Raw genomic sequence first — 21,430 nt, forward strand, 5'->3', positions numbered from 1 at the left:
GGGAGAATAAACACATGACCGCTTCCCACTCCGGCCCGTCCGCCGCCGGCCCGACGCCGCAGGTCCCGCAGACCCGCACCGCGCGCCACCGGCGGATCGTGGACCTGCTCACCCGCCAGCCCGTGCGTTCGCAGAGCCAGCTCGCCAAGCTGCTCGCCGACGACGGACTCGTGGTCACCCAGGCCACCCTCTCCCGGGACCTGGACGAGCTGGGCGCGGTCAAGATCCGCAACCGGGACGGCGCGCTGATCTACGCCGTCCCGGCCGAGGGTGGCGACCGGACGCCGCGCGCGCCGATGGGGGAGTCGGCCAGCGAGGGCAGGATGGCCCGGCTGGCCGGCGAGCTCATGGTCTCCGCGACGGCCTCCGGCAACCTGGTGGTGCTGCGGACCCCGCCGGGCGCCGCCCAGTTCCTGGCCTCGGCGATCGACCAGGCCGAGGTGTTCGAGATCATCGGCACCATCGCCGGCGACGACACCGTCCTGCTGATCAGCCGGGACCCGGCCGGCGGCCAGGCGCTCGCCGACCACCTCATGCAGCTGGCCCAGGCCAAGGCGCAGTAGCGCCTCGACCCGGGGAGCGCAGTACCGCCCCGCCCCGAGGAACCCCGGCCGACGGAGACCGTCCGGCCGGGGTTGTGTGTTTCATACACTGTCGTGCATACTTATGCCATCCGCTGCACATGCATGAAGGAGCCACCGCGATGACCGCCGAGCAGTCCTCCGACGTCCGCCTCTGGGGCGCGCGCTTCGCCGACGGCCCGTCCGAGGCGCTGGCCAGGCTCTCGGCCTCGGTCCACTTCGACTGGCGACTCGCGCCGTACGACATCGCCGGCTCCAAGGCCCACGCCCGGGTCCTGCACAAGGCCGGCCTGCTCTCCGACGAGGAGCTGGCGGGCATGCTGGCCGGCCTGGACCGGCTGCTGGCCGACGTCGAGGCGGGCACCTTCACCGGCACCGTCGCCGACGAGGACGTGCACACCGCCCTGGAGCGCGGCCTGCTCGAGCGCCTCGGCCCCGACCTCGGCGGCAAGCTGCGGGCCGGGCGCTCGCGCAACGACCAGATCGCCACCCTGTTCCGGATGTACCTGCGGGACCACGCGAAGACCATCGGCGGCCTGCTGCTCGACCTCCAGCAGGCCCTGGTCGGGCTCGCCGAGGCGCACCCGGACACCGCGATGCCGGGCCGCACCCACCTCCAGCACGCCCAGCCGGTGCTCTTCGCCCATCACGTCCTCGCGCACGTGCAGGCGCTCGGCCGGGACGCCGAGCGGCTGCGCCAGTGGGACGCGCGCACCGCCGTGTCGCCGTACGGCTCCGGAGCGCTGGCCGGCTCCTCGCTCGGCCTCGACCCGCAGGCCGTCGCCGCCGACCTCGGCTTCGAGGGCGGCTCGGTCGGCAACTCCATCGACGGCACCGCCTCGCGCGACTTCGTCGCCGAGTTCGCCTTCGTGACCGCGATGATCGGCATCAACCTCTCCCGGATCGCGGAGGAGGTGATCATCTGGAACACCAAGGAGTTCGGCTTCATCACGCTGCACGACGCCTTCTCCACCGGTTCCTCGATCATGCCGCAGAAGAAGAACCCGGACATCGCCGAGCTCGCCCGCGGCAAGTCCGGCCGGCTGATCGGCAACCTGACCGGCCTGCTGGCCACCCTCAAGGCGCTGCCGCTCGCCTACAACCGGGACCTCCAGGAGGACAAGGAGCCGGTCTTCGACTCCTGCGACACGCTGGAGGTGCTGCTGCCGGCGTTCACCGGGATGATGGCCACCCTCACCGTGCACCGGGAGCGGCTGGAGGAACTGGCCCCGGCCGGCTTCTCGCTCGCCACCGACATCGCCGAGTGGCTGGTCAAGCAGGGCGTGCCGTTCCGGGTCGCCCACGAGGTGGCCGGCGCCTGCGTCAAGGTCTGCGAGGCCGAGGGCATCGAGCTGTCCGACCTGACGGACGAGCAGTTCGCCGCGATCTCCGGGCACCTGACGCCCGAGGTGCGCTCGGTGCTCAGCGTCCACGGAGCCATCGCCGCCCGCAACGGGCGCGGCGGAACCGCCCCCTCGGCGGTCGCGGTCCAGCTCGCCGAGGTGAAGGCGGACCTGGCGCGGCAGCGGGAGTGGACCCGGATCTGATCCCTGACGGCATGGGGGGCTGATCTCTCGCAGGGCGCGGGAGGGGCGCGGCGGTCCGACCGGCGCGCCCCTCCGGCGTCCGCGCCCCGGCCCGGGCGTAACCGGCCCCGCCCCGGGCCGTCATGCACGGTGTGTGCACCGCCCTCCCGCCCGTTCCCTCCGCCGAGGACGTCTACCTCGCCGACCGTCGCCGCCGCGTGGTCCGCGAGACCGTCGCCGCCCTGCCCGGCCGCTGCCCGCAGCTGGTCGCCGCGCTGGCCGAGGACCCGCCGCCCACCTACCGCGAGCTCTCCGAGCGGCTCGGCATGCCCCGCGGCTCGATCGGCCCCACCCGTTCCCGCTGCCTGGCCTGCCTGCGGATGCTGCTCCACTCGGAGCGGTACCCCTGAGCGGAGCCCGTACGACCGGACGGAGCCCGTACGACCGGACGGAGCCCGTGCGGCTCAGGAGGTGACCCTCCTCACGTCCGCCCCCGCGAAGGTTGAGGGAACCTGACACCCGGGTAGAGCGCTGGCGAACGCAGCTCTTGACGGTGGCGCGATCACTCGGATACTGAGCGTGAGCGCGCCACCCTCTGCGCGCCGGGCACGACGACTGGGGAGGCCCCTCCACATGGGCATGAGCGTGATCATCTCGGCTGCGGAGGCCGAGGACGCGGAGCAGATCCTCAAGCTCCAGTACCTCGGCTACCAGCCCGAGGCCGAGCTGTACGGCGACTGGGCGATCGAGCCCCTGACGCAGAGCCTGGAGAGCCTGCGCGCCGAACTGTCCGAGCAGCACGTCCTGGTCGCCCGGCTGGGCGACGAGGTGGTCGGCGCCGTCCGCGGTCACGTCGGCGTCGACGGCGTCGGCCGGATAGGGCGTCTGGTCGTCCATCCGCGGATGCAGCGCCACGGCCTCGGTGGCCGGCTGCTGGACGCACTGGAGCGCCGCATGGCCCAGGACGGCCCGGTGAGCGCGTACCGGCTGTTCACCGGCCACCGCAGCCTCGGCAACCTGCGGCTGTACGCCCGCCAGGGGTACCGTCAGACCCGGGTCGAGCAGGTCAACAGCCGGCTGAGCTTCGTCCACCTGGAGAAGCCCGCCGCGTCGCCGCTCGCCGCGACGGCCTGAGTCCGCCCCCCGCACGGTTCCCGGCGCCGTCACCATCCGGACCACCGGTGGCGGCGCCGAGCCGTATCCGCGCTGGTAGCAGCGCCGCATGTCCGTATTGCGGACAGCTCCGAGAAATAATTGGGCGGAAAACGCCCCATCTGTTTTACTGGCTCACATGACTGCGACGACGAACTGGACCCCCACCGGCACCCTGCCGGCAGGTGAGCGTGCCATGTGTCGTCGAATGTGTCACTGCTGAGGGCCACCGCCCCCGGCACCCCGCTGAGGTGCCTTCCCCTCGCGCCCCGAAGCGAGACTCCGGCGCCGCTCCCGCCCGTGTGAGCGCGCCTCTCTTACCGGACCCCTCCCTCCGCCGTGCCCGCCCACCTGCGGGCCCGGGTGACTCGTCAGGGCCACGCCGTCGTGCGCCCGGCCGTCCACGGCCACGAGCAGGGGATGGCACGTCCGGACCCTCCCGGCGCAGCGCCGTGACGACGCCGCCGACCGCAGAACCGGTCGGATGGTCGCCCCACGCCGCCCGCCCCCGACCCACGGAAAGCCGCTGTGATCACCACCACGGACCTGACCAAGGTCTACCGTTCCCGAGGCCGCGAGGTGACCGCCCTCGCCGGCGTCGACCTGCACGTCCGCCCGGGCGAGGTCTACGGAGTCGTCGGCACCAGCGGTGCCGGCAAGTCCACCCTCATCCGCTGCGTGAACATGCTGGAGCGCCCGACCTCCGGCACGATCACCGTGGACGGGGTCGAGCTCACCGCGCTGTCCGGCGGAGAGAACCGGGCCGGCCGCGAGCTGCGCGAGGCCCGCCGCCGGATCGGCATGGTCTTCCAGCACTTCAACCTGCTCTCCTCGCGGACGGTGCAGCAGAACGTCGAGCTCCCGCTGGAGATCATCGGGCTGGACCGCACCGAGCGCCGCCGCAAGGCCGCCGAGCTGCTCGACCTGGTCGGCCTCGGCGACAAGGCCCGCAGCTACCCCAACCAGCTCTCCGGCGGGCAGAAGCAGCGCGTCGGCATCGCCCGGGCGCTGGCCGGCGACCCCAAGGTGCTGCTCTCCGACGAGGCCACCTCGGCGCTCGACCCGGAGACCACCCGCTCGATCCTCAAGCTGCTGCGCGACCTCAACCAGCAGCTGGGCCTCACCGTCCTGCTGATCACCCACGAGATGGACGTCATCAAGTCCGTCTGCGACTCCGCCGCCCTGATGCGCGGCGGCCGGGTGGTCGAGTCCGGCGAACTCACCGACCTGCTGGCCAAGCCCGGCTCGGAGCTGGCCCGCGAGCTGTTCCCGCTCAGCGAGTTCGGCACCGGCCACCCCGGCTCCACGGTGCTGGAGATCACCTTCCAGGGCGACAGCTCGGCCCAGCCGTTCGTCTCCCAGCTCGCCCGCACCTACCAGATCGACATCAACATCCTCGGTGCCGCGGTGGAGACCATCGCCGGCCGGATGGTCGGCCGGATGCGGGTCGAGCTGTCCGGCAACCACCAGGACAACGTGGTGCCGATCGGCTACCTGCGCGAGCAGGGCCTGCAGGTGGACGTGATAGGTACGGCGAACGGAGCGGTGGCATGACCTGGGACCAGATGCAGGAGCTGATGGGGCCCGCCACCCAGGAGACCTTCCAGATGGTCGGGGTGTCGACCCTGTGCACCGTCCTCCTCGGGCTGCCCCTCGGCGTGCTGCTGGTGCTCACATCCAAGGGCGGGGTGCTCCAGAACCAGCCGGTGAACAAGGTGCTCGGCGCGATCGTGAACCTCACGCGCTCGATGCCGTTCATCATCCTGATGATCGCGCTGATCTCCTTCACCCGGTGGCTGACCGGCAACTCCCTCGGCTGGCAGGCGGCCACCGTGCCGCTGACCGTCGGCGCGATCCCGTTCTTCGCACGGCTGGTCGAGACCTCCATCCGTGAGGTCGACCGCGGCCTGGTCGAGGCCGTCCACGCGATGGGCGGCGGCACCTGGACGCTGGTCCGCAAGGTGCTCGTCCCCGAGGCCCTCCCCGGCATCGTGGCCTCCGTCACCACCACGGTCATCGCACTGATCGGCTACTCCGCGATGGCCGGCACCGTCGGCGGCGGCGGCCTCGGCGACCTCGCCTACCGGTACGGCTACCTGCGGTTCGAGACCTCCTTCATGTGGATCATCGTGGCGGAGATCGCGGTCATCGTCACCGTGATCCAGCTGGCCGGCGACTACGCCGTGCGCCGGCTGGCCAACCGCGGCCACGCCGGCGGACGCACCCGACTGCTGCGCGACCGCCCGGCCACCTCGGCCGACGAGGACCTCGTCGCCCCCTAGACCTCCCTCGTCCGACCCCGGACGCGGCTCCCCGTTCCAGGCAGAAAGGCACTTTTCGTGCGCAACGCTCTGAAGTTCACCAGCATCCTCGCCACCGCCGGCGTCGCCCTCTCGCTCGCCGCCTGCGGTAGCTCCGGGTCCTCCTCCTCGGACCCGAACGCGCCGCTCAAGGTCGCGGCGACCCCCACCCCGCACGGGCAGATCCTGAAGTTCGTCAAGGACAACCTCGCGGAGAAGGCGGGCCTCAAGCTCGACATCAAGGAGGTCACCGACTACGTGACCCCCAACACGGCGGTGCAGGACGGTTCGGCCGACGCCAACTACTTCCAGCACCTGCCGTACCTGGAGGACTTCAACAAGAAGAACGGCACCGACCTCGTCTCGGTCGAGAACGTCCACCTGGAGCCGCTGGGCGCCTACTCCAAGAAGGTCAAGTCGCTCGCCGACCTGCCGGACGGCGCCACCGTCGGCCTGCCCAACGACGCCACCAACGAGGGCCGCGCGCTCAAGCTGCTCGCCGACAACAAGCTCATCACTCTCAAGGACGGCGCCGGCACCGCCGCCACCCCGGCCGACGTCACGGGCAACCCGAAGAACCTCAAGTGGAAGGAGCTGGAGGCGGCCCAGCTGCCCCGCTCCTACTCCGACCTGGACGCCGCCGTCATCAACAGCAACTTCGCGATCCAGGCCGGCCTGAAGCCGACCACCGACGCCCTGGTGCTGGAGAAGGCCGAGGGCAACCCGTACGCCAACATCCTGGTCGTCAAGAAGGGCAAGGAGAACGACCCGCGGGTGAAGAAGCTGGAAGAGCTGCTGCACTCCGACGAGGTCAAGAAGTACATCGAGGACACCTTCCAGGGCTCGGTCATCCCGGCCTCCTGAGCCGTTCCCCGCACCGCGTCCCGACCCTGACCGGGCCCCCGCCGCACCTCGGCGGGGGCCCGGTCGGGCAGTATGCAGCAGGGACGCTCCGGCCGACCGCGTTCTGACGTACCGTCGTGCGGGCGGCGCACCGCGTGACACCGGGGGCGCACCGGAGGCGTACGGTGTTGTGTTCACGACCCGGCGAGGAGAGACGGCATGGCAGCGAGCTTCCCCGAGACCGCCATCAGCACCGAACGGCTGCTGCTGCGGCCCCTGGCGGAGGACGACGCCCCCGGCCTGGCCACGATGATGGCCGACGACCTCGTGCTCGCCTGGACGGACCTGCCGCACCCCTTCACCGAGGAGTACGCGGCCGAGCTCGCCCGCACCCTCGCCCCCGCCCACCGGACCGCCGGCCGCGGCATCGTCTTCGCCGTCACCGAGCACCTGACCCAGCGCCTGGTCGGCCTGGTCGAACTGCGCAACACCGACTGGCGCCTGCGCAGCACCGAGATCTCCTACGTCACCGCCGCCTGGGCGCGCGGCGAGGGCTACGCCCCGGAGGCCGTCCTCGGCGTCGCCCAGTGGCTGTTCGAGGACCGCGGCTTCCTGCGCCTGGAACTGCGTACCGCCGCCGGGAACACCGCCGCCCAGCAGGTCGCCCAGAAGATCGGCGGCATCAGCGAGGGCGTGCTGCGCAGCGCCTGGATAGTCCGCGGGGAGTCCGGCGAGGTGGTCGTGGGGGCACCTCCCAGCCACCAGGCCGGGGGAGAGAGCCGCAGCGACCTCATCCTGTGGAGCCTGCTCCCGGAGGACCTGGAGTCGCCCGAGGTGCACCGCGACGGCTGGCACGGCGACCACCGGTACGTGCTGCGCGACTGAGCGCCGCCGGCCCCACCCGTCCGCTGTTCACCCGGCGCGGACATGTGTGCGAGATGTCGGCTTCCGGGGGATCACACCCGGTAGCCTCTGCACCGGCGCCGCACGACGGCGGATCGAGTGGTGCACCGAGTCGAGGGAGAACGGCCGCAGATGGCTGACCGGATCACGGTCATCGGGTGGGACGGCACCCCGCTGACCGAGGCCGCCGGCGCGGCCCTGGCCGCGGCGACCCTGGTGGCCGGCGCCCCCTACCAACTGACCGCCCTCCCGGTGCCGGAGTCCGCCGAGCGGATCACCCTCGGCAACATCCAGCAGGCAGCCCGCAGGATCGCCGAGCACCGCGGCGCCGCCGTCGTGGTCGCCGAGGGCGACCCGGGCTTCTTCGGGGTGGTGCGCACCCTGCGCCGCCCCGAGTACGGCCTCGAACTGGAGGTGCTGCCCGCCGTTTCCTCGGTGGCCGCCGCCTTCGCCCGGGCCGGCATGCCCTGGGAGGACGCCCAGGTGGTCAGCGCACACGGCGGACGGCTGCGCCGCGCGGCCAACATCTGCCGGGCCCACCCCAAGGTCGCGGTGCTCACCGCGCCGGGCGCCGGGCCCGCCGAACTCGCCCTGATGCTGCGCGGGGTGCACCGGACCTTCGTGGTCTGCGAGGCCCTCGGCACCCCCGACGAGGACGTCACCGTCCTCACCTCCGACCGGATCGCCGACCACGTGTGGCGCGACCCCAACGTGGTGCTGGTGATCGGCGGCGGCGCCCAGGCCGGGGCGGTGGACGAGGCGGCCGGCTGGCTCGCCGGGCGCCCGGTCGGCTACCCCGGCGCGGAACGCGGCTGGGCGCTCCCGGGCGACGCCTACGCGGGCGCCGGGCGCACGGAGGGCGAATCGGGCGCGCCGGAAGCACTGCCCGCCCATGTGCGCGCCCTGGTACTGGCCCGTCTGGGTGCACGCCCCGGGGACCTGGTCTGGTCGGTCGGCGCCGGCAGCGGAGCCCTCGCGGTGGAGGCGGCCCGGTTCGGTGCCGCCGTGGTCGCGGTCGAGGGCTCCCGTTCGGCCTGCGCCCGGCTGACCGTCAACGCCCGCCGCTACGGCGTCGAGGTGGAGGCGGTGTACGGGAGCGGCCCCGAGGTGCTGGGCGGCCTGCCGGAGCCGGACGCGGCGGTGGTGGAGTCCGGCGGCCTCGACGTGGTGCGCGCGGTGCTGGCCCGCCGGCCGGAGCGCTTCGTCGCGCTGCCCCGGACCCTCGCCGAGGCGCAGGAGGTCCGCCGGGCGATCGCCGGGGCCGGCTACCGGGCGGACGGCGCGCTGCTCCAGGCGACCCCGTTGCGGCCGGTGGGGGAGGGTGACGGGCTGACGCTGGGGGCGGGCGGAACCGGCGCGCTGGTGCTCTGGGGTGAGCAGATCGTGTGAAGGCCGTGGGCGTGCACCGGGGCCGTCCGGTGGCGTCGACGGTGATCCAGGTCGCATCCGGACACCGATTCGAGAGGTGACCGCGCCGGGCCGGTAGTGTGACGTCCTGGTCGGCTGCATCGGTCGGCGACCCACCCGATTCGGTCGGTTTGTCACCTTTTTGACGTGGTGCAATCCGATTCCGCTCGGAGTGTGGGCAATTCGACGGGCCGTGTGTCGGACCTGGAGAATGCCGTAGGGTCCGGTGCGGTCGTGCCGGTTGCTCCGGCCTGTCGTTGTTTCAGACGATGTGCCGCCCGGTACGGGCGGTGCGCCGGGCCGGGGTGCCGCAGTGCGCCGGATGGACTTGGGCCGCAGCGCCACGGCGCGGCGGCCGCGTGTGGTTAGGGGCGGGCCGGTGCTGGTTCGGCCCGTGCGGATGGGCGCTGCGATCGCTGATCGTGTCGCCGAGGGCGCGGCAGCGGCCTGGAAGGAGCTTTGACAATGACCGATGGCGGCCACGTCCCGGGCGAGGGACTGCCCGAGCACCTGCACGCCGGGCCGGACCCGCTCGGCGGACCGGAGGGCGTCGCGGGCGTTGCACCCCTCCAGGGCGTCGCGACGGACGGCGGTGTGATCCCCAACCCGGCGGCCCCGATCAGCGGGGTCCCCGGTGCGATGCCCCCGGGTGCGGGCGTCGTCCCGCCGCAGGGCCAGCACGGCTACGGCGTTCCCGGTGTGCCCCAGCCCGGCCACCCCGGCGAGGGCTGGGCCGTCGACCAGGGCGCCCCGCGTCCGGCCTTCCACTTCCTCGACCAGCCCGACTCGCCGGACGGCCTGGACGACGATGACGACGTGCTGCTGATGCCCGGCCCGCAGGGCTCCTGGGGCGAGCCGGCGGCGGCCGTCCCGGCCGAGCAGGTGCCGCTCGCGCCGCAGCAGGACGGCACGCCGGTCGAACCCTCCTGGCCGCCGGTGGACCCGCCGATGCTCGGTGCCGAGCACGCCGTCCAGCAGCAGCCCGTCCAGATGCAGCCGCAGCAGCCGATGACGCAGGCTCAGCAGCCGCGCCGGCCGCTGCACGCCGGTCCGCCGATCCCGGACCCCTCCCTGATGACCGGCCAGGTGCCGGTCCGCTCGCTGGCCGACCGCGGCCCCTCGCAGGGCGGCACGCCCGCGCACGGCATCCCGGTGGTCGGCCGCCCGCCGATGGCCGAGGCCGCCGCCCCGGCTCCGGCCGCCGCGCCGCAGGCCGTCCCCGTGGCGCCGGGCGCTCCGGCAGCCCCGGAGGTGCCGGTCGTGGACGGGCAGCAGCTGCCGCAGGCGCAGGACTTCCACCAGGCTCAGCAGGTGCCGCTCGTCGCGCAGCCGGTCGAGGCCGTGCTGTCCGTCGAGACGGTCGGGGCGATCGAGGTGATCGAGGTCGTCGAGATTCCGGAGGCCGTCCAGGCCGCCGCGGTCCAGCCCGCTCAGGACGTGACGGCCCCCCAGGCCGCCGCAGAGGCCGTCGCGGTCGCGCCGCAGGCCGTCGTGGCCGAGCCGGTCCCGGCCGGGACCGCCCAGCCGGTGGCCGAGCCCGCCGTCGCCGGGACGGTCGTTGCCGAGGCCGCTGGTGTCGCGCCCGCCGACGCCGCGACCGTCGCTGCCGAGGGTGCTGCCGCCGGCGGCACCGCCGTGCCCGTCGAGCAGCCCGAGGCAGCGGCCCCGGCCGGTCCGCCGCGCCGGATCTCCGCCTTCCTCGCCGCGCCCACCCCGCACGGCCTGCCCAAGGTCGGGGCCCCCGAGCAGGCTCCGGTCGCCGAGGAGGCGGCCCCGCAGCAGCCCGCGCCCATAGCGGCCGCCGACGCGCCGCAGGCCGTCGAGGCCGCCCCGGTTGCCGAGGTCGTCGAGGTCGCCGAGCAGGCCCACCCGGCCGAGGCCGCGCCGGAGGCCGTTGCCGAGTCGGTTGCCGAGCCGGTCGCCGAGACCGCCGCGGGCACCGGCGAGATGCCCTCTGGCCAGGCCGTCACCGAGCCCGCCGCCGAGGCCGAGCAGCCGCAGCAGCAGGCCGAGGTCCCGGCCGAGGCGCCTGCCGAGCCGGCTGCGGAACCGACGGCCGAGGCCGCCACCGCCGCTGCCGAGCCGGTCGCCGAGGCCCCGGCCGAGGCCGATCCCGAGCAGCAGGCCGCTCCCGAGGCGGAGGCGGCGCAGCCCGCCGGAACCGTCGAGGAGCCCGCCGCCGCGGCAGCCGAGCCGGTCGCGGAGGAGGGCGCACCCGCCGAGGGCGTCGCCGGGCAACCCGCCGCCGCGCCGGAGGCCGAGGCCCCCGTGGAGCCGGCCGCCGAGCAGGCGCAGGCCGAGCCCGCGGCCGTCGTCGCGGAGCCCGCTGCCGAGGCCGAGCCCGTCCAGGAGCCCGCCGCCGAGGCTCCGGCCGCCGAGGCCGTCGCCGAGCAGCCGCAGGCGGAGCAGCCCGCCGCCGGGAACCCGGAGGCCACCGAGGCCCCCGAGGAGCAGCCCGCCGACATGCAGCCCGTCGCCGAGGAGGCGCAGGAGCAGCCGGAGCAGCAGCCCGAGGAGCCTGCCGAGCCGCGCGGCCCGGCCGCTCCCGGCTACGACGAGGCCGGCCGCGAGGCCGTCCACCAGGTGATCCGCGAGCGCCGCGACGTGCGCAACGGCTTCCGTCCGGACCCGATCCCGCACGAGGTGCTGATCCGCGTCCTGGAGGCCGCCCACACCGCGCCCAGCGTCGGCTACTCGCAGCCCTGGGACTTCGTGGTGATCCGCTCGGCCAAGACCCGCAGGCGGATGCACGCCCTGGCCGAGCGCCAGCGCGAGGCGTACGCGGACTCGCTGCCCAAGGGCCGGGCCAAGCAGTTCAAGGAAATCAAGATCGAGGCCATCCTCGACACCCCGGTCAACATCGTGGTGACCGCCGACCGCACCCGCGGCGGCCGGCACACCCTGGGCCGGCACACCCAGCCGCAGATGGCCCCGTACTCGGCCGCCCTGGCCGTCGAGAACCTCTGGCTGGCCGCCCGCGCCGAGGGCCTGGGCGTCGGCTGGGTGAGCTTCTTCGACGACGAGGAGCTGGTCCGCGAGCTCGGCCTGCCCGAGCACCTGGAGGTCGTCGCCTACCTGTGCGTCGGCTTCGTCGACGAGTTCCCGGACGAGCCGGAGCTGGAGCAGCAGGGCTGGGCCAAGAAGCGCCCGCTGTCCTGGGTCGTCCACGAGGAGCAGTACGGCAACCGCGCGCTGCCCGGCGAGGAGCCGCAGAGCCTGCTCGCCGAGACCCTGCGCGGCATCCGCCCGCTGGACGCCAAGGCGCTCGGCGAGGCCTGGGACCGGCAGAAGCGGATGACCAAGCCGGCCGGCTCGCTCGGCATGCTGGAGATCATCTCCGCCCAGCTGTGCGGCCTGTCCCGCAAGTGCCCGCCGCCGATCCCGGAACCCGCCTGCGTGGCGATCTTCGCCGGGGACCACGGCGTGCACGCCCAGGGCGTCAGCCCCTGGCCGCAGGAGGTGACCGCCCAGATGGTCGGCAACTTCCTGGCCGGGGGAGCGGTGATCAACTCCTTCGCCAAGCAGATCGGCACCGAGGTCTGCGTGGTCGACGTCGGCGTCGCCGCCGAACTGCCGGACGCCGTCCAGCAGGGCCGCGCCACCGGCCTGCTGCCGCGCAAGGTCTGCCCCGGCACCGCCGACATGACCCAGGGCCCGGCGATGACCCGGGAGGAGGCCCTCAAGGCCATCGAGGTCGGCATCGAGACCGCCCGCGACCTGGTCGCGGCGGGCAACAAGGCGCTGGTCACCGGCGACATGGGGATCGCCAACACCACCGCCTCGGCCGCCCTGATCTCGGTGTTCACCGGCCTCGACCCGGCCGAGGTCACCGGCCGCGGCACCGGCATCGACGACGAGACCCACGCCCGCAAGATCGAGGTCATCCGCGCCGCGCTGGCCCTGCACCAGCCCGACCCGAGCGACCCGGTCGGCGTCCTCGCCGCCGTCGGCGGCCTGGAGCACGCCGCCCTGGCCGGTTTCCTGCTGGGCGCCGCCTCGCTGCGCACCCCGGTGGTCCTGGACGGCGTCATCGCCGGTTCGGCCGCGCTGGCCGCCAAGGCCATCGCCCCCGAGGTGCTGGCCGCCTGCATCGCCGGCCACCGCTCCGCCGAGCCCGGCCACCAGGCCGCACTGGCGAAGCTCGGTCTGCGCCCGCTGATCGACCTGGACCTGCGGCTCGGCGAGGGCACCGGTGCCCTGCTGGCCCTGCCGCTGGTGCAGAGCGCGGCCCGGGCGATGCACGATGTGGCAACCTTCGACTCCGCCGGGGTCACCGAGAAGGCCTGACGCACCCCGTCACCGCTCCGCGGACCGGCCCGAGGGCGCGCCGGACCGCGGAGCGGTGTCGTACCGTCCCCACACCCTCACCCCCCGATCAGGAGCACCGCCGATGACCGCGCCCACCCCGCACCCGAGCACCGAGGGCCGCACCCCCTACCCGGTCGGCCTGCTGCTGGCCGGCCGCCGCGTCGTCGTGGTCGGCGGCGGCCAGGTCGCCCAGCGGCGGCTGCCCGCCCTGATCGCGTCCGGTGCCGACCTGCACCTGATATCGCCGACCACCACCCCGGCCGTCCAGGCCATGGCCGACGCCGGCGAGCTCACCTGGCACGCCCGCCCGTACCGGGACGGCGACCTGGCCGGCACCTGGTACGCCCTGGTCGCCACCGACGACCCGGCCGTCAACGAGGCGGTCAGCGCCGAGGCCGAGCGCGAGCGGGTGTTCTGCTCCCGCAGCGACGACGCCGCGGCGGCCACCGCCTGGACCCCGGCCAGCGGGCGCGACGCGGGCGCCACCGTCGCCGTCCTCACCGGCGACCCGCGCCACTCCGCCGCCCTGCGCGACGCCATCGTGGACGGCCTGCGGGACGGCTCGCTGGCCGCCCGCCAGTACCGTTCGCACGGGGCCGGCGTGGCCCTGGTCGGCGGCGGCCCCGGCGACCCGGACCTGATCACCGTGCGCGGCCGGCGGCTGCTCGCCGACGCCGACGTGGTCGTCACCGACCGCCTCGCCCCGCGCGAACTGCTCGCCGAACTGCCCGAGCACGTGGAGGTGATCGACGCCTCCAAGATCCCGTACGGCCGGTTCATGGCCCAGGAGGCGATCAACCGCACCCTGGTCGAGCACGCCAAGGCCGGCAAGTTCGTGGTCCGGCTCAAGGGCGGCGACCCGTACGTCTTCGGCCGCGGCGGCGAGGAACTGCTGGCCTGCGCGGAGGCCGGGCTGCCGGTCACCGTGGTGCCCGGGATCTCCAGCTCGATCAGCGTCCCCGCCGCGGCTGGCGTCCCGGTGACCCATCGCGGCATGACCCACGAGTTCACCGTGATCTCCGGCCACGTCGGCCCGGACGACGAGCGCTCCCTCACCAACTGGGAGGCCGCCGCGAAGATGAGCGGCACCCTGGTGCTGCTGATGGCCGTGGACAAGATCGGCGCGATCGCCGCCCGGCTGGTCGAGTACGGCCGGTCGGCGGACACCCCGGTCGCGATCGTCCAGGAGGGCACCACCGCCGCCCAGCGCCGGGTGGACGCCACCCTCGGCACCGTCGCCGCGGTGGTCGAGGCCGAGGGCGTCAAGCCCCCGGCGGTCATCGTCGTCGGCGACGTCGTCAACGTGCTGGCCGCGGCCTTCCGGAAGTAGGCACACGTGGAGCGGGAAGTCGGCTGGTCCGACTTCCCGCTCCACGGCTACTCCAGCGGCTGCTCCGTCCAGATGACCTTCCCGGTCGCGGTGTAGCGCGTCCCCCAGCGGTCCGCGAACTGCGCGACCAGGAACAGCCCGCGCCCGCCCTCGTCCTCGGTCGCCGCGTACCGCAGGTGCGGCGAGGTGCTGCTGCCGTCCGACACCTCGCAGATCAGCGAACGGTCCCGCAACAGCCGCACCCGGATCGGCCCGGAACCGTACCGGATCGCGTTGGTCACCAGCTCGCTCAGGATCAGCTCGGTCACGAACGCGGCCTCCGCCAGCCCCCAGGCCGTCAGACGCTCCGCCACCGCCGCCCGGACCCCGCCCACCGCGGCCGGGTCGGAGGGCACCTCCCACTGCGCCACCCGGTCCGGCGCCAGCACCCTGGTCTGCGCCACCAGCAGCGCGATGTCGTCCTGCGGGTGCTCCGGCAGCATCGCCCCGAGCACGTCCACACAGGTCTGCTCGGGCGTCCGCGGCGGCCCGGACAGCGCCGCCCGCAGCAGTTCCAGCCCCTCGTCGATGTCCCGCTCACGGCCCTCCACCAGCCCGTCCGTGTACAGCACCAGCCGGCTGCCCTCGGCCAGCTCCAGCTCGGCGGTCTCGAACGGCAGCACCGCCAGCCCCAGCGGCGGCCCGGTCGGCAGCTCCGGGAACACCACCCGGCCCTGCGGGTCCACCACGGCCGGCGGCGGGTGCCCGGCGGTGGCCAGCGCGCAGCGCCGCGACACCGGGTCGTAGATCGCGTACAGGCAGGTCGCCCCGGCCAGCTCCGCGTGCTCACCGCCCGCCGCCTCGTCCTGGTCGATCCGGTTCACCAGCTCGTCCAGGTGCCCCAGCAGTTCGTCCGGCGGCAGGTCCAGGGTCGAGAAGTTGTGGATCGCCGTGCGCAGCCGGCCCATCGTCGCCGCCGCGTGCAGCCCGTGCCCCACCACGTCCCCGACCACCAGCGCCACCCGCGCGCCCGGCAGCGGGATCACGTCGAACCAGTCCCCGCCCACCCCGGCCTGGGCCGGCAGGTAGCGGTGCGCCACGTCCAGCGCGGTCTGCTCGGGCAGCCTGCGCGGCAGCAGGCTGTGCTGGAGCGTCACCGCCATGGTGTGCTCCCGGGTGTAGCGGCGGGCGTTGTCGATGCACACCGCCGCGTGCGCCACCAGCTCCTCGGCCAGCGCCAGGTCCTCCGCCTCGAACGGCTCCGCCCGCTGCGCCCGCCAGAACCGGGCCACCCCCAGCAGCGCCCCGCGGGCCCGCAGCGGCACCCGCACCAGTGAGTGCACCCCGTACGCCAGCACCTGAGCCGACTGCTCCGGGTCCTGCTCCCGCCACCGGGTGGCCTGCGGCAGGTGCGGCTCGATGGCCGGCTCCCCGCTGTGCAGCACCCCGGCCAGCGGCGTCGCGGGCACCACGTCCAGCACCGTGCCGACCGGGTAGAACGGCGCGTCGTCCCGTACGCCGGCCACCGCGGCACGGCGCATCCGCGCCAGCGAGGAGCCCGGCGGCGGTTCCTCGCCGGTCAGCACCTGGTCCGCCAGGTCCACCGTGACGAAGTCCGCGAACCGCGGCACCGCGACCTGCGCCAGCTCCTCCGCCGTCCGCGTCACGTCCAGCGTGCTGCCCACCGTCACCCCGGCGTCGTACAGCAGCCGCAGCCGCCGCTGCGCGCGCTCGGCCCGGCCGGACAGCGCCGCCAGCTCGGTCGAGTCGCGCAGCGTGGCGACGCAGCCGGGCGGGCCGCCCGCCTGGCCGATCAGCCGCATGTTCACCGCCAGCAGCCGCTCCCCGGACAGCACCACCTCGTCGGTCACCGGGCGGTCGGCGGTCAGCAGCTCCAGCGGTGCCTGCTCCAGGCCCAGTTCGGCCACCGGGCGGCCCTCGGCGTCCGGCGGCAGGTCCAGCAGCCGACGCGCCTCGTCGTTGCAGAGCAGCAGCCGCCCGTCCCCGCCGACGATCATCACGCCCTCGCGCACCGCGTGCAGCACCGCCGCGTGGTGCTCGTACATCCTGGTCATCTCGACCGGGCCCAGCCCGTGCGTCTGGCGCCGCAGCCGCCGGCTGATCAGCGCCGTCCCGAGCGTGGCCAGCCCCACCGCGGTCGCCGCCGCACCCAGCACCACCGGCAGCTGGCGCTCGCTCGTGCTGCTGACGTTCCTCAGGGTGATCCCCGCCGAGACCGCCCCGACCACCGAGCCGTCCGGTGCGTGCACCGGGACCACCGCCCGCACCTGCGAGCCGAGCGTGCTCGTGAGCTGCTCCGTCACCACGTGGCCGTGCAGCGCGGGCTCGTAGGTGCCGACGAACTTCTGGCCGATCCGCGCAGGGTTCGGGTGGGTGTAGCGGATGCCCTGGTCGTTCAGCACGACGATGAAGTCCACACCCGAGCTGACCCGTGCGGCCTCCGCGCTGGGCTGCAGGACGGCCGTCGGGGCGGGGGAACGCAGCGCGGCGACGATGCCCGGAGAGTTGGCGAAGGCCTGCGCCACCGCCACCGAACGGTTGCGCGCCTCGTGCTCGGCGTCGCTGTGGGACTGCACCACCAGTGTCACCGCTGCCGCCACCACCACCAGCAGCACGACGAGGATCTGGAGCGCGAACACCTGCCCCGCCACCGACCGGTGCCACACCGGCCACCGCCGCTTCGCGCGCGGCAGATGCGGCCGACCGTGTGGGCGCCCACCGGAGGAGCCGGCGGAGCCAGTGGCGCCAGAGGCCGACGCAGCCCAGGATCGGCCCGGATTTCGGGCCATATGGCCATGCTTGCACTACGGCCAGCCGAGGACCACCTCGCTCTCTCGGCCGTTTGGCCTTCCCCGCCCGGGCTTGGCAAGATCGCAGGGTGTCCGAACCCCGCACCATCACCGACCCGGCCGACCCCCGACTCGCCGACTACACCGGCCTCACCGACGTCGAGCTGCGCCGCCGCCGCGAACCCGCCGAGGGCCTCTTCATCGCCGAGGGGGAGAAGGTCATCCGCCGCGCCCTCGCCGCCGGCTACCGGATGCGGTCGATGCTGCTCACCCCCAAGTGGCTGGAGGTCATGGGCGACGTCATCGCCGAGGCCGATGCCCCCGTCCACGTGGTCGAGCCCGCGCTCGCCGAAGCCGTCACCGGCTACCACGTACACCGCGGAGCCCTCGCCTCGATGGAACGCAAGCCCCTTCCGGACGCCGCGCACGTGCTCGCCGGGGCCCGGCGGGTCGCGGTGCTGGAGGGCCTGGTCGACCACACCAACCTCGGCGCCATCTTCCGCAGCGCCGCCGCCCTCGGCATGGACGCCGTCCTGCTGTCGCCCGACTGCGCCGACCCGCTCTACCGCCGCGCCGTCAAGGTCTCCATGGGTGCCGTCTTCGCGGTCCCGTACGCCCGTCTGGACCCCTGGCCCGCCGCGCTCGACACCGTCCGCGAGGCCGGCTTCACCCTGCTCGCCCTCACCCCCGCCGACGACGCCGTCGACCTCCACAGCCTCGCCCCGCACGGCCTCCCCAAGGCCGCCCTCATGCTCGGCGCCGAGGGCGACGGCCTCACTCCCCGCGCCATCGCCGCCGCCCACCACCCCGTCCGCATCCCCATGGCCCACGGCATCGACTCCCTCAACGTCGGCGCCGCCGCAGCCGTGGCCTTCTACGCCGTCACCACCCCCACCCCATAACCTCTCCCGCGGTCCTCGTGCCGGGAGTCGGCCCGCCCGACCTCTCGCGCCGCTTCGGTGTCGACGAGGTGTTGCCGCAGCGACCGCGCTGCCGTCTGGCCGCTGCCGACAGCGCTACGACGCAGGTCGGCCCGTCCGGCTTCCCGCGGTCAGCCTGCGGGGGCGGTGGGTGGGGCCGGGGCGGCGGCGGGGGGCGGGGTGGTGGCCCCGGGCCAGGATTCGTCGAGGGTGCCGTCGGGACGGACGGCGTAGCGGGTGGAGGTGACGGCGCCGGTGGCGGCCGCGCGTTCCTCGCGGACGACCGTGCTGCCGTCCAGTCGCCAGGTGGCCGTCGCCTGCGGGTCCGCCACCGAGGTGCGGGAGGCGGTGGCGACCGGGGCGTCCCCGGTGAAGGTGTAGAGCTGGACGAGGTCGACCGGCGCCGAGCCCTCCGCCCGCCGCAGGACGACCACCGAGGCCGGCTGGCCGTTGTACCGCGCCGGCAGCACCGCGCTCAGCGCGACCTGCGGCCCGGCCCCGACCGAGTGCCCGTTCTGCAGTGCGATGGCAGGCCCGCCGGCCCCGTCGGAGTAGCTGCGGTTGGGCCAGTCCACGGCCGGTACCGGCGCCTGCGGCGGAGTCAGCCCGCCGTCCGCGGCCCCGCGCGCCGCTGCCGGGAGCGGTGCGGTCGAGGCCTGCCGTGCGACGTCCGATGACGACCCCGGCACCGCCTGCTCGCCGCCGCTCGTACCGCTGTTGGCGCCGGAGCCCGCGTTCGTCACCACTCCGGTCGGGGGCCGCACGCTCTGGTTGCCCCGGTTCTCGCACCCCTGCGCCGCCGCGATGGCCAGGGCCACGCCGATGGTCACCGTGACGAAGACCACCAGCCGCTGCCGGAGCAGCCGCTGTCGGGAGGTGCCGGGCCGCCCACCGGGGGAGGGGGCGTGCTGACGGTCCCTGGGCCGTGCCCGGTCGCGGGGGCCGGGGCGGGCGGGGGGCGGGGTCTGCGGACGGTCCGGACGCGCCCGCAGCGGGCGGGTCACCGGCGTCGCCTCGGGCCGGGGGACGGGAGCGGCGGGCCCCGGCGGGCGCCGTCCGGCGGCCCCCGCCGCCTGCGCGCCGGGGCGGACCGCCGCCGCCCGGGCCCGCGCCGCGGCGGGCGGCTCGGGCGCGCCCCCGGGGGCCGACACGCCCGGACGGCCGCTCTCCTGCCGGGCCGGAGCCGGTGCCGGGGCGCCCCGTCCGGGCCGTGCGCCACGGGTACCGCCGCCGGAGCCCGCTGCCGCACCGCGCGCCGCCAGCTCGCTGAGCCGCTCGTGCAGCGCGGCGGCCCCGGGCCGTTCGGCGGGCTCCTTGGCCAGGCAGGCCCGGATCAGCGGTGCCAGTTGCGGCGGCACCGCCGAGAGGTCGGGCTCCTCGTGGACGACCCGGTACAACATCACCTCGGAGGACGCCCCGGACCCGAACGGGGTGTCCCCGGTGAGCGCGTACGCGAGTGTGGCGCCGAAGGCGAAGACGTCGGTGGCGGGCGTGACGGCGGCTCCGCGCACCTGTTCGGGCGCGAGGAAGCCGGGGGAGCCGACCGCGGTGCCGACGTGGGTGAGCGTGCTGGCGCCGCGTGACCACGCGATGCCGAAGTCGATGATCCGCGGGCCCCGGGGCGAGAGCAGGATGTTGGACGGCTTGAGGTCCCGGTGGACCACCCCCGCCTCGTGCACCTTGACCAGTCCGTCGGCCAGTGCGGCCCCGATCCGGGCCGCCTCGGGCCAGTTCAGCGGTCCCTCGTCGCCGACCCGCTTGTAGAGCGAGGGCCCCGGCACGTACGCGGTGGCCAGCCAGGGCCGCTCGGTCTCGATGTCCGAGCCGACGACGCGCGCGGTGCAGCCGCCCCGGATCCGGGAGGCGGCGGCGATCTCGCGGGCGAAGCGGGTGCGGAACTCCTGGTCCTCGGCGAGCTCGGCGCGGATCAGCTTGAGGGCCACACGCTGCCCGCGGCGGTCGGATCCGAGGTACACCACGCCCATGCCGCCGGCGCCCAGTCGCCGGTGCAGGCGGTACGGCCCGACGATGCGGGGGTCCTCACGCCTCAGCCGCATCATCGCCATGTCTCGTTCCCCGTCAGCCGGTGGGTGAGGCCCCGTCGGTTGGGCCGTCGTCAGTTCCTGTCTGGCACAGCTTACGGACTGCCCGCTGCGGTGTGCTGATACGCAACACCTGAAGCCACCGTGCGATTGTCCGATCTTGCGCTGACCTGCAGGTCACAGGGTCGCCGAAGGGCTTCTCGGGGTTCTCCCTCAGGGTTCCCTCGGGGGTCGGATGAGACTTCCGTCCCCCTGCGGTAGTAGTCGCGGAGTCCGATCGTCATCCTCCGGGACGTCCGAGGAACAGTACGACGGCATGACGCCCGGAGAACCCCTGACCAATAGCGTTGTGTTCAGCGGTGGACGGGGAGCTCGTCCCCCGAGGTAAGCCGTCCACCGCGCCAACTCGACCGGATCAGGAGCAAGGAAATGCCACCGCAGCTCACGGGAACCCCCCGCCGCCGTCGGCCGGCCTCCGTCCAGCCCCGGTCCGCCGAACAGCCCACGCGGCACCCCGCCGTGGCGCTGGCCATGGCCCTGCCGTGCGCCGTGCTCCTGGTGCTGCTCTTCGGCGGGTGGGAGCAGATGGCGAACCAGGCCCAGGCCGTCGCCGATCTGATCACCCGCTGAGCAGGAGGAAGAAGGAGACGCCGGCCCCGACGGGCCGGCCGAAGACTGGCACCGATCCCCTGGGGACGGGGAACGGTGCCGCCGGGGAGGCCGCGGCCGCGATGACACGCGGACGGGCGAGAGCGGTGCGCAGAGCGCCCCGGCAGGCGGAGATGCCGCGTACGGACGTCGGTGAGGGCGTCCGTACGCGGCTCTTCTCTTTCCCCGGCATCTTTCCCCGGGGCCCGAAGCCACCCAGCGGGACGACAAACGGCCGGGGCCGCGACCCTCACGGATCGCGGCCCCGGCCGTTACTGTGCGCGATACTGGGATTGAACCAGTGACCCCTACCGTGTCAAGGTAGTGCTCTCCCGCTGAGCTAATCGCGCCTGGTGTGGCGGTCCTGCAGCGGATCCCGGAGGATCCGACGTGCGCGATACTGGGATTGAACCAGTGACCCCTACCGTGTCAAGGTAGTGCTCTCCCGCTGAGCTAATCGCGCCTGGTGCGGTGGTGTTGCAGCAGGCCCCGGAGGGCCCGTTACTGTGCGCGATACTGGGATTGAACCAGTGACCCCTACCGTGTCAAGGTAGTGCTCTCCCGCTGAGCTAATCGCGCCTGGTGCGGCGGTCCTGCAGCGGATCCCGGAGGATCCGACGTGCGCGATACTGGGATTGAACCAGTGACCCCTACCGTGTCAAGGTAGTGCTCTCCCGCTGA

14 protein-coding genes, 4 tRNA genes and 1 pseudogene are annotated in these 21,430 nt (G+C 74.3%); 13 read left to right on the plus strand and 6 right to left on the minus strand.

Going from position 1 to position 21,430, the window contains the following annotated elements:
• The first annotated feature begins 14 nt into the window (after positions 1-14).
• The 11 genes from ACIRRH_RS14350 to cobA all read left to right on the plus strand — a co-directional run bounded on the left by ACIRRH_RS14350 (position 15) and on the right by cobA (position 14,350).
• Entirely contained in the window at positions 15-563 is a 549-nt protein-coding gene (locus ACIRRH_RS14350; RefSeq protein WP_049652068.1) for an arginine repressor, read from the plus strand.
• 140 nt (positions 564-703) lie between these two features.
• On the plus strand, positions 704-2,128 hold the full coding sequence (gene argH / locus ACIRRH_RS14355; RefSeq protein WP_380768525.1) for an argininosuccinate lyase: 1,425 nt from the start codon (positions 704-706) through the stop codon (positions 2,126-2,128).
• Positions 2,129-2,259: 131 nt separating this feature from the next.
• Positions 2,260-2,517 (plus strand): hypothetical protein, encoded by a 258-nt coding sequence (locus ACIRRH_RS14360; RefSeq protein WP_380700513.1) that lies wholly within the window; start codon positions 2,260-2,262, stop codon positions 2,515-2,517.
• 223 nt (positions 2,518-2,740) lie between these two features.
• Positions 2,741-3,241 (plus strand): GNAT family N-acetyltransferase, encoded by a 501-nt coding sequence (locus tag ACIRRH_RS14365; protein ID WP_403066474.1) that lies wholly within the window; start codon positions 2,741-2,743, stop codon positions 3,239-3,241.
• Positions 3,242-3,787: 546 nt separating this feature from the next.
• Entirely contained in the window at positions 3,788-4,813 is a 1,026-nt protein-coding gene (locus ACIRRH_RS14370; protein ID WP_403066476.1) for a methionine ABC transporter ATP-binding protein, read from the plus strand.
• Positions 4,810-5,541 (plus strand): methionine ABC transporter permease, encoded by a 732-nt coding sequence (locus tag ACIRRH_RS14375; protein ID WP_403066478.1) that lies wholly within the window; start codon positions 4,810-4,812, stop codon positions 5,539-5,541. The genes ACIRRH_RS14370 and ACIRRH_RS14375 overlap by 4 nt, the downstream gene beginning before the upstream one ends.
• A 57-nt stretch (positions 5,542-5,598) precedes the next feature.
• Positions 5,599-6,423, plus strand: coding sequence for a MetQ/NlpA family ABC transporter substrate-binding protein (locus ACIRRH_RS14380; protein WP_403066480.1), 825 nt, complete (start codon positions 5,599-5,601; stop codon positions 6,421-6,423).
• 198 nt (positions 6,424-6,621) lie between these two features.
• Positions 6,622-7,287, plus strand: coding sequence for a GNAT family N-acetyltransferase (locus tag ACIRRH_RS14385; protein WP_403066482.1), 666 nt, complete (start codon positions 6,622-6,624; stop codon positions 7,285-7,287).
• Positions 7,288-7,437: 150 nt separating this feature from the next.
• The gene (cbiE, locus tag ACIRRH_RS14390) at positions 7,438-8,694 is read left to right on the plus strand and encodes a precorrin-6y C5,15-methyltransferase (decarboxylating) subunit CbiE (protein WP_403066484.1); all 1,257 of its coding nucleotides are present in this window, start codon (positions 7,438-7,440) and stop codon (positions 8,692-8,694) included.
• Between the two features lie 483 nt (positions 8,695-9,177).
• Entirely contained in the window at positions 9,178-12,999 is a 3,822-nt protein-coding gene (gene cobT, locus ACIRRH_RS14395; RefSeq protein ID WP_403066486.1) for a nicotinate-nucleotide--dimethylbenzimidazole phosphoribosyltransferase, read from the plus strand.
• A 103-nt stretch (positions 13,000-13,102) separates the two neighbouring features.
• A complete protein-coding gene (cobA, locus tag ACIRRH_RS14400; RefSeq protein ID WP_403066488.1) occupies positions 13,103-14,350 on the plus strand; it encodes a uroporphyrinogen-III C-methyltransferase in 1,248 nt (415 codons plus the stop codon).
• Positions 14,351-14,397: 47 nt separating this feature from the next.
• On the opposite strand, the gene ACIRRH_RS14405 is transcribed toward cobA, so the two are convergent.
• Complete coding sequence (locus ACIRRH_RS14405; protein ID WP_403066490.1) at positions 14,398-17,139, minus strand: SpoIIE family protein phosphatase; 2,742 nt, start codon at positions 17,137-17,139, stop codon at positions 14,398-14,400.
• Between the two features lie 89 nt (positions 17,140-17,228).
• Here ACIRRH_RS14405 and ACIRRH_RS14410 point away from each other — a divergent pair, with 89 nt between their 5' ends.
• Positions 17,229-18,041 (plus strand): TrmH family RNA methyltransferase, encoded by an 813-nt coding sequence (locus ACIRRH_RS14410; RefSeq protein ID WP_403066492.1) that lies wholly within the window; start codon positions 17,229-17,231, stop codon positions 18,039-18,041.
• An 839-nt stretch (positions 18,042-18,880) separates the two neighbouring features.
• Here the strand turns inward: ACIRRH_RS14410 and ACIRRH_RS14415 are convergent.
• Positions 18,881-20,125, minus strand: a pseudogene (locus ACIRRH_RS14415) (serine/threonine-protein kinase); the annotation flags it as partial.
• 405 nt (positions 20,126-20,530) lie between these two features.
• Between ACIRRH_RS14415 and ACIRRH_RS14420 the strand changes: the two are divergent.
• On the plus strand, positions 20,531-20,731 hold the full coding sequence (locus ACIRRH_RS14420; RefSeq protein WP_224283890.1) for a hypothetical protein: 201 nt from the start codon (positions 20,531-20,533) through the stop codon (positions 20,729-20,731).
• Between the two features lie 296 nt (positions 20,732-21,027).
• Here the strand turns inward: ACIRRH_RS14420 and ACIRRH_RS14425 are convergent.
• The 4 genes from ACIRRH_RS14425 to ACIRRH_RS14440 form a co-directional block, all read right to left on the minus strand.
• Positions 21,028-21,099: transfer RNA gene (locus ACIRRH_RS14425), tRNA-Val, on the minus strand.
• A gap of 41 nt (positions 21,100-21,140) precedes the next feature.
• Positions 21,141-21,212: transfer RNA gene (locus ACIRRH_RS14430), tRNA-Val, on the minus strand.
• A 44-nt stretch (positions 21,213-21,256) separates the two neighbouring features.
• Positions 21,257-21,328, minus strand: a tRNA-Val gene (locus ACIRRH_RS14435).
• Between the two features lie 44 nt (positions 21,329-21,372).
• A tRNA-Val gene (locus ACIRRH_RS14440) sits at positions 21,373-21,430 on the minus strand.

Origin of the sequence: Kitasatospora sp. NPDC101235 (assembly GCF_044767505.1) — a bacterium.
Taxonomy (GTDB): Bacteria; Actinomycetota; Actinomycetes; order Streptomycetales; family Streptomycetaceae; genus Kitasatospora.

Bases quoted from the DNA above. Each gene is read 5' to 3' on its own strand.
- ACIRRH_RS14405 (WP_403066490.1), bottom strand. From the start codon at position 17,139: ATGGCCCGAAATCCGGGCCGATCCTGGGCTGCGTCGGCCTCTGGCGCC.
- ACIRRH_RS14365 (WP_403066474.1), top strand. From the start codon at position 2,741: ATGGGCATGAGCGTGATCATCTCGGCTGCGGAGGCCGAGGACGCGGAG.
- ACIRRH_RS14420 (WP_224283890.1), top strand. From the start codon at position 20,531: ATGCCACCGCAGCTCACGGGAACCCCCCGCCGCCGTCGGCCGGCCTCC.
- argH (WP_380768525.1), top strand. From the start codon at position 704: ATGACCGCCGAGCAGTCCTCCGACGTCCGCCTCTGGGGCGCGCGCTTC.
- cbiE (WP_403066484.1), top strand. From the start codon at position 7,438: ATGGCTGACCGGATCACGGTCATCGGGTGGGACGGCACCCCGCTGACC.
- ACIRRH_RS14350 (WP_049652068.1), top strand. From the start codon at position 15: ATGACCGCTTCCCACTCCGGCCCGTCCGCCGCCGGCCCGACGCCGCAG.
- cobT (WP_403066486.1), top strand. From the start codon at position 9,178: ATGACCGATGGCGGCCACGTCCCGGGCGAGGGACTGCCCGAGCACCTG.
- ACIRRH_RS14385 (WP_403066482.1), top strand. From the start codon at position 6,622: ATGGCAGCGAGCTTCCCCGAGACCGCCATCAGCACCGAACGGCTGCTG.
- cobA (WP_403066488.1), top strand. From the start codon at position 13,103: ATGACCGCGCCCACCCCGCACCCGAGCACCGAGGGCCGCACCCCCTAC.
- ACIRRH_RS14375 (WP_403066478.1), top strand. From the start codon at position 4,810: ATGACCTGGGACCAGATGCAGGAGCTGATGGGGCCCGCCACCCAGGAG.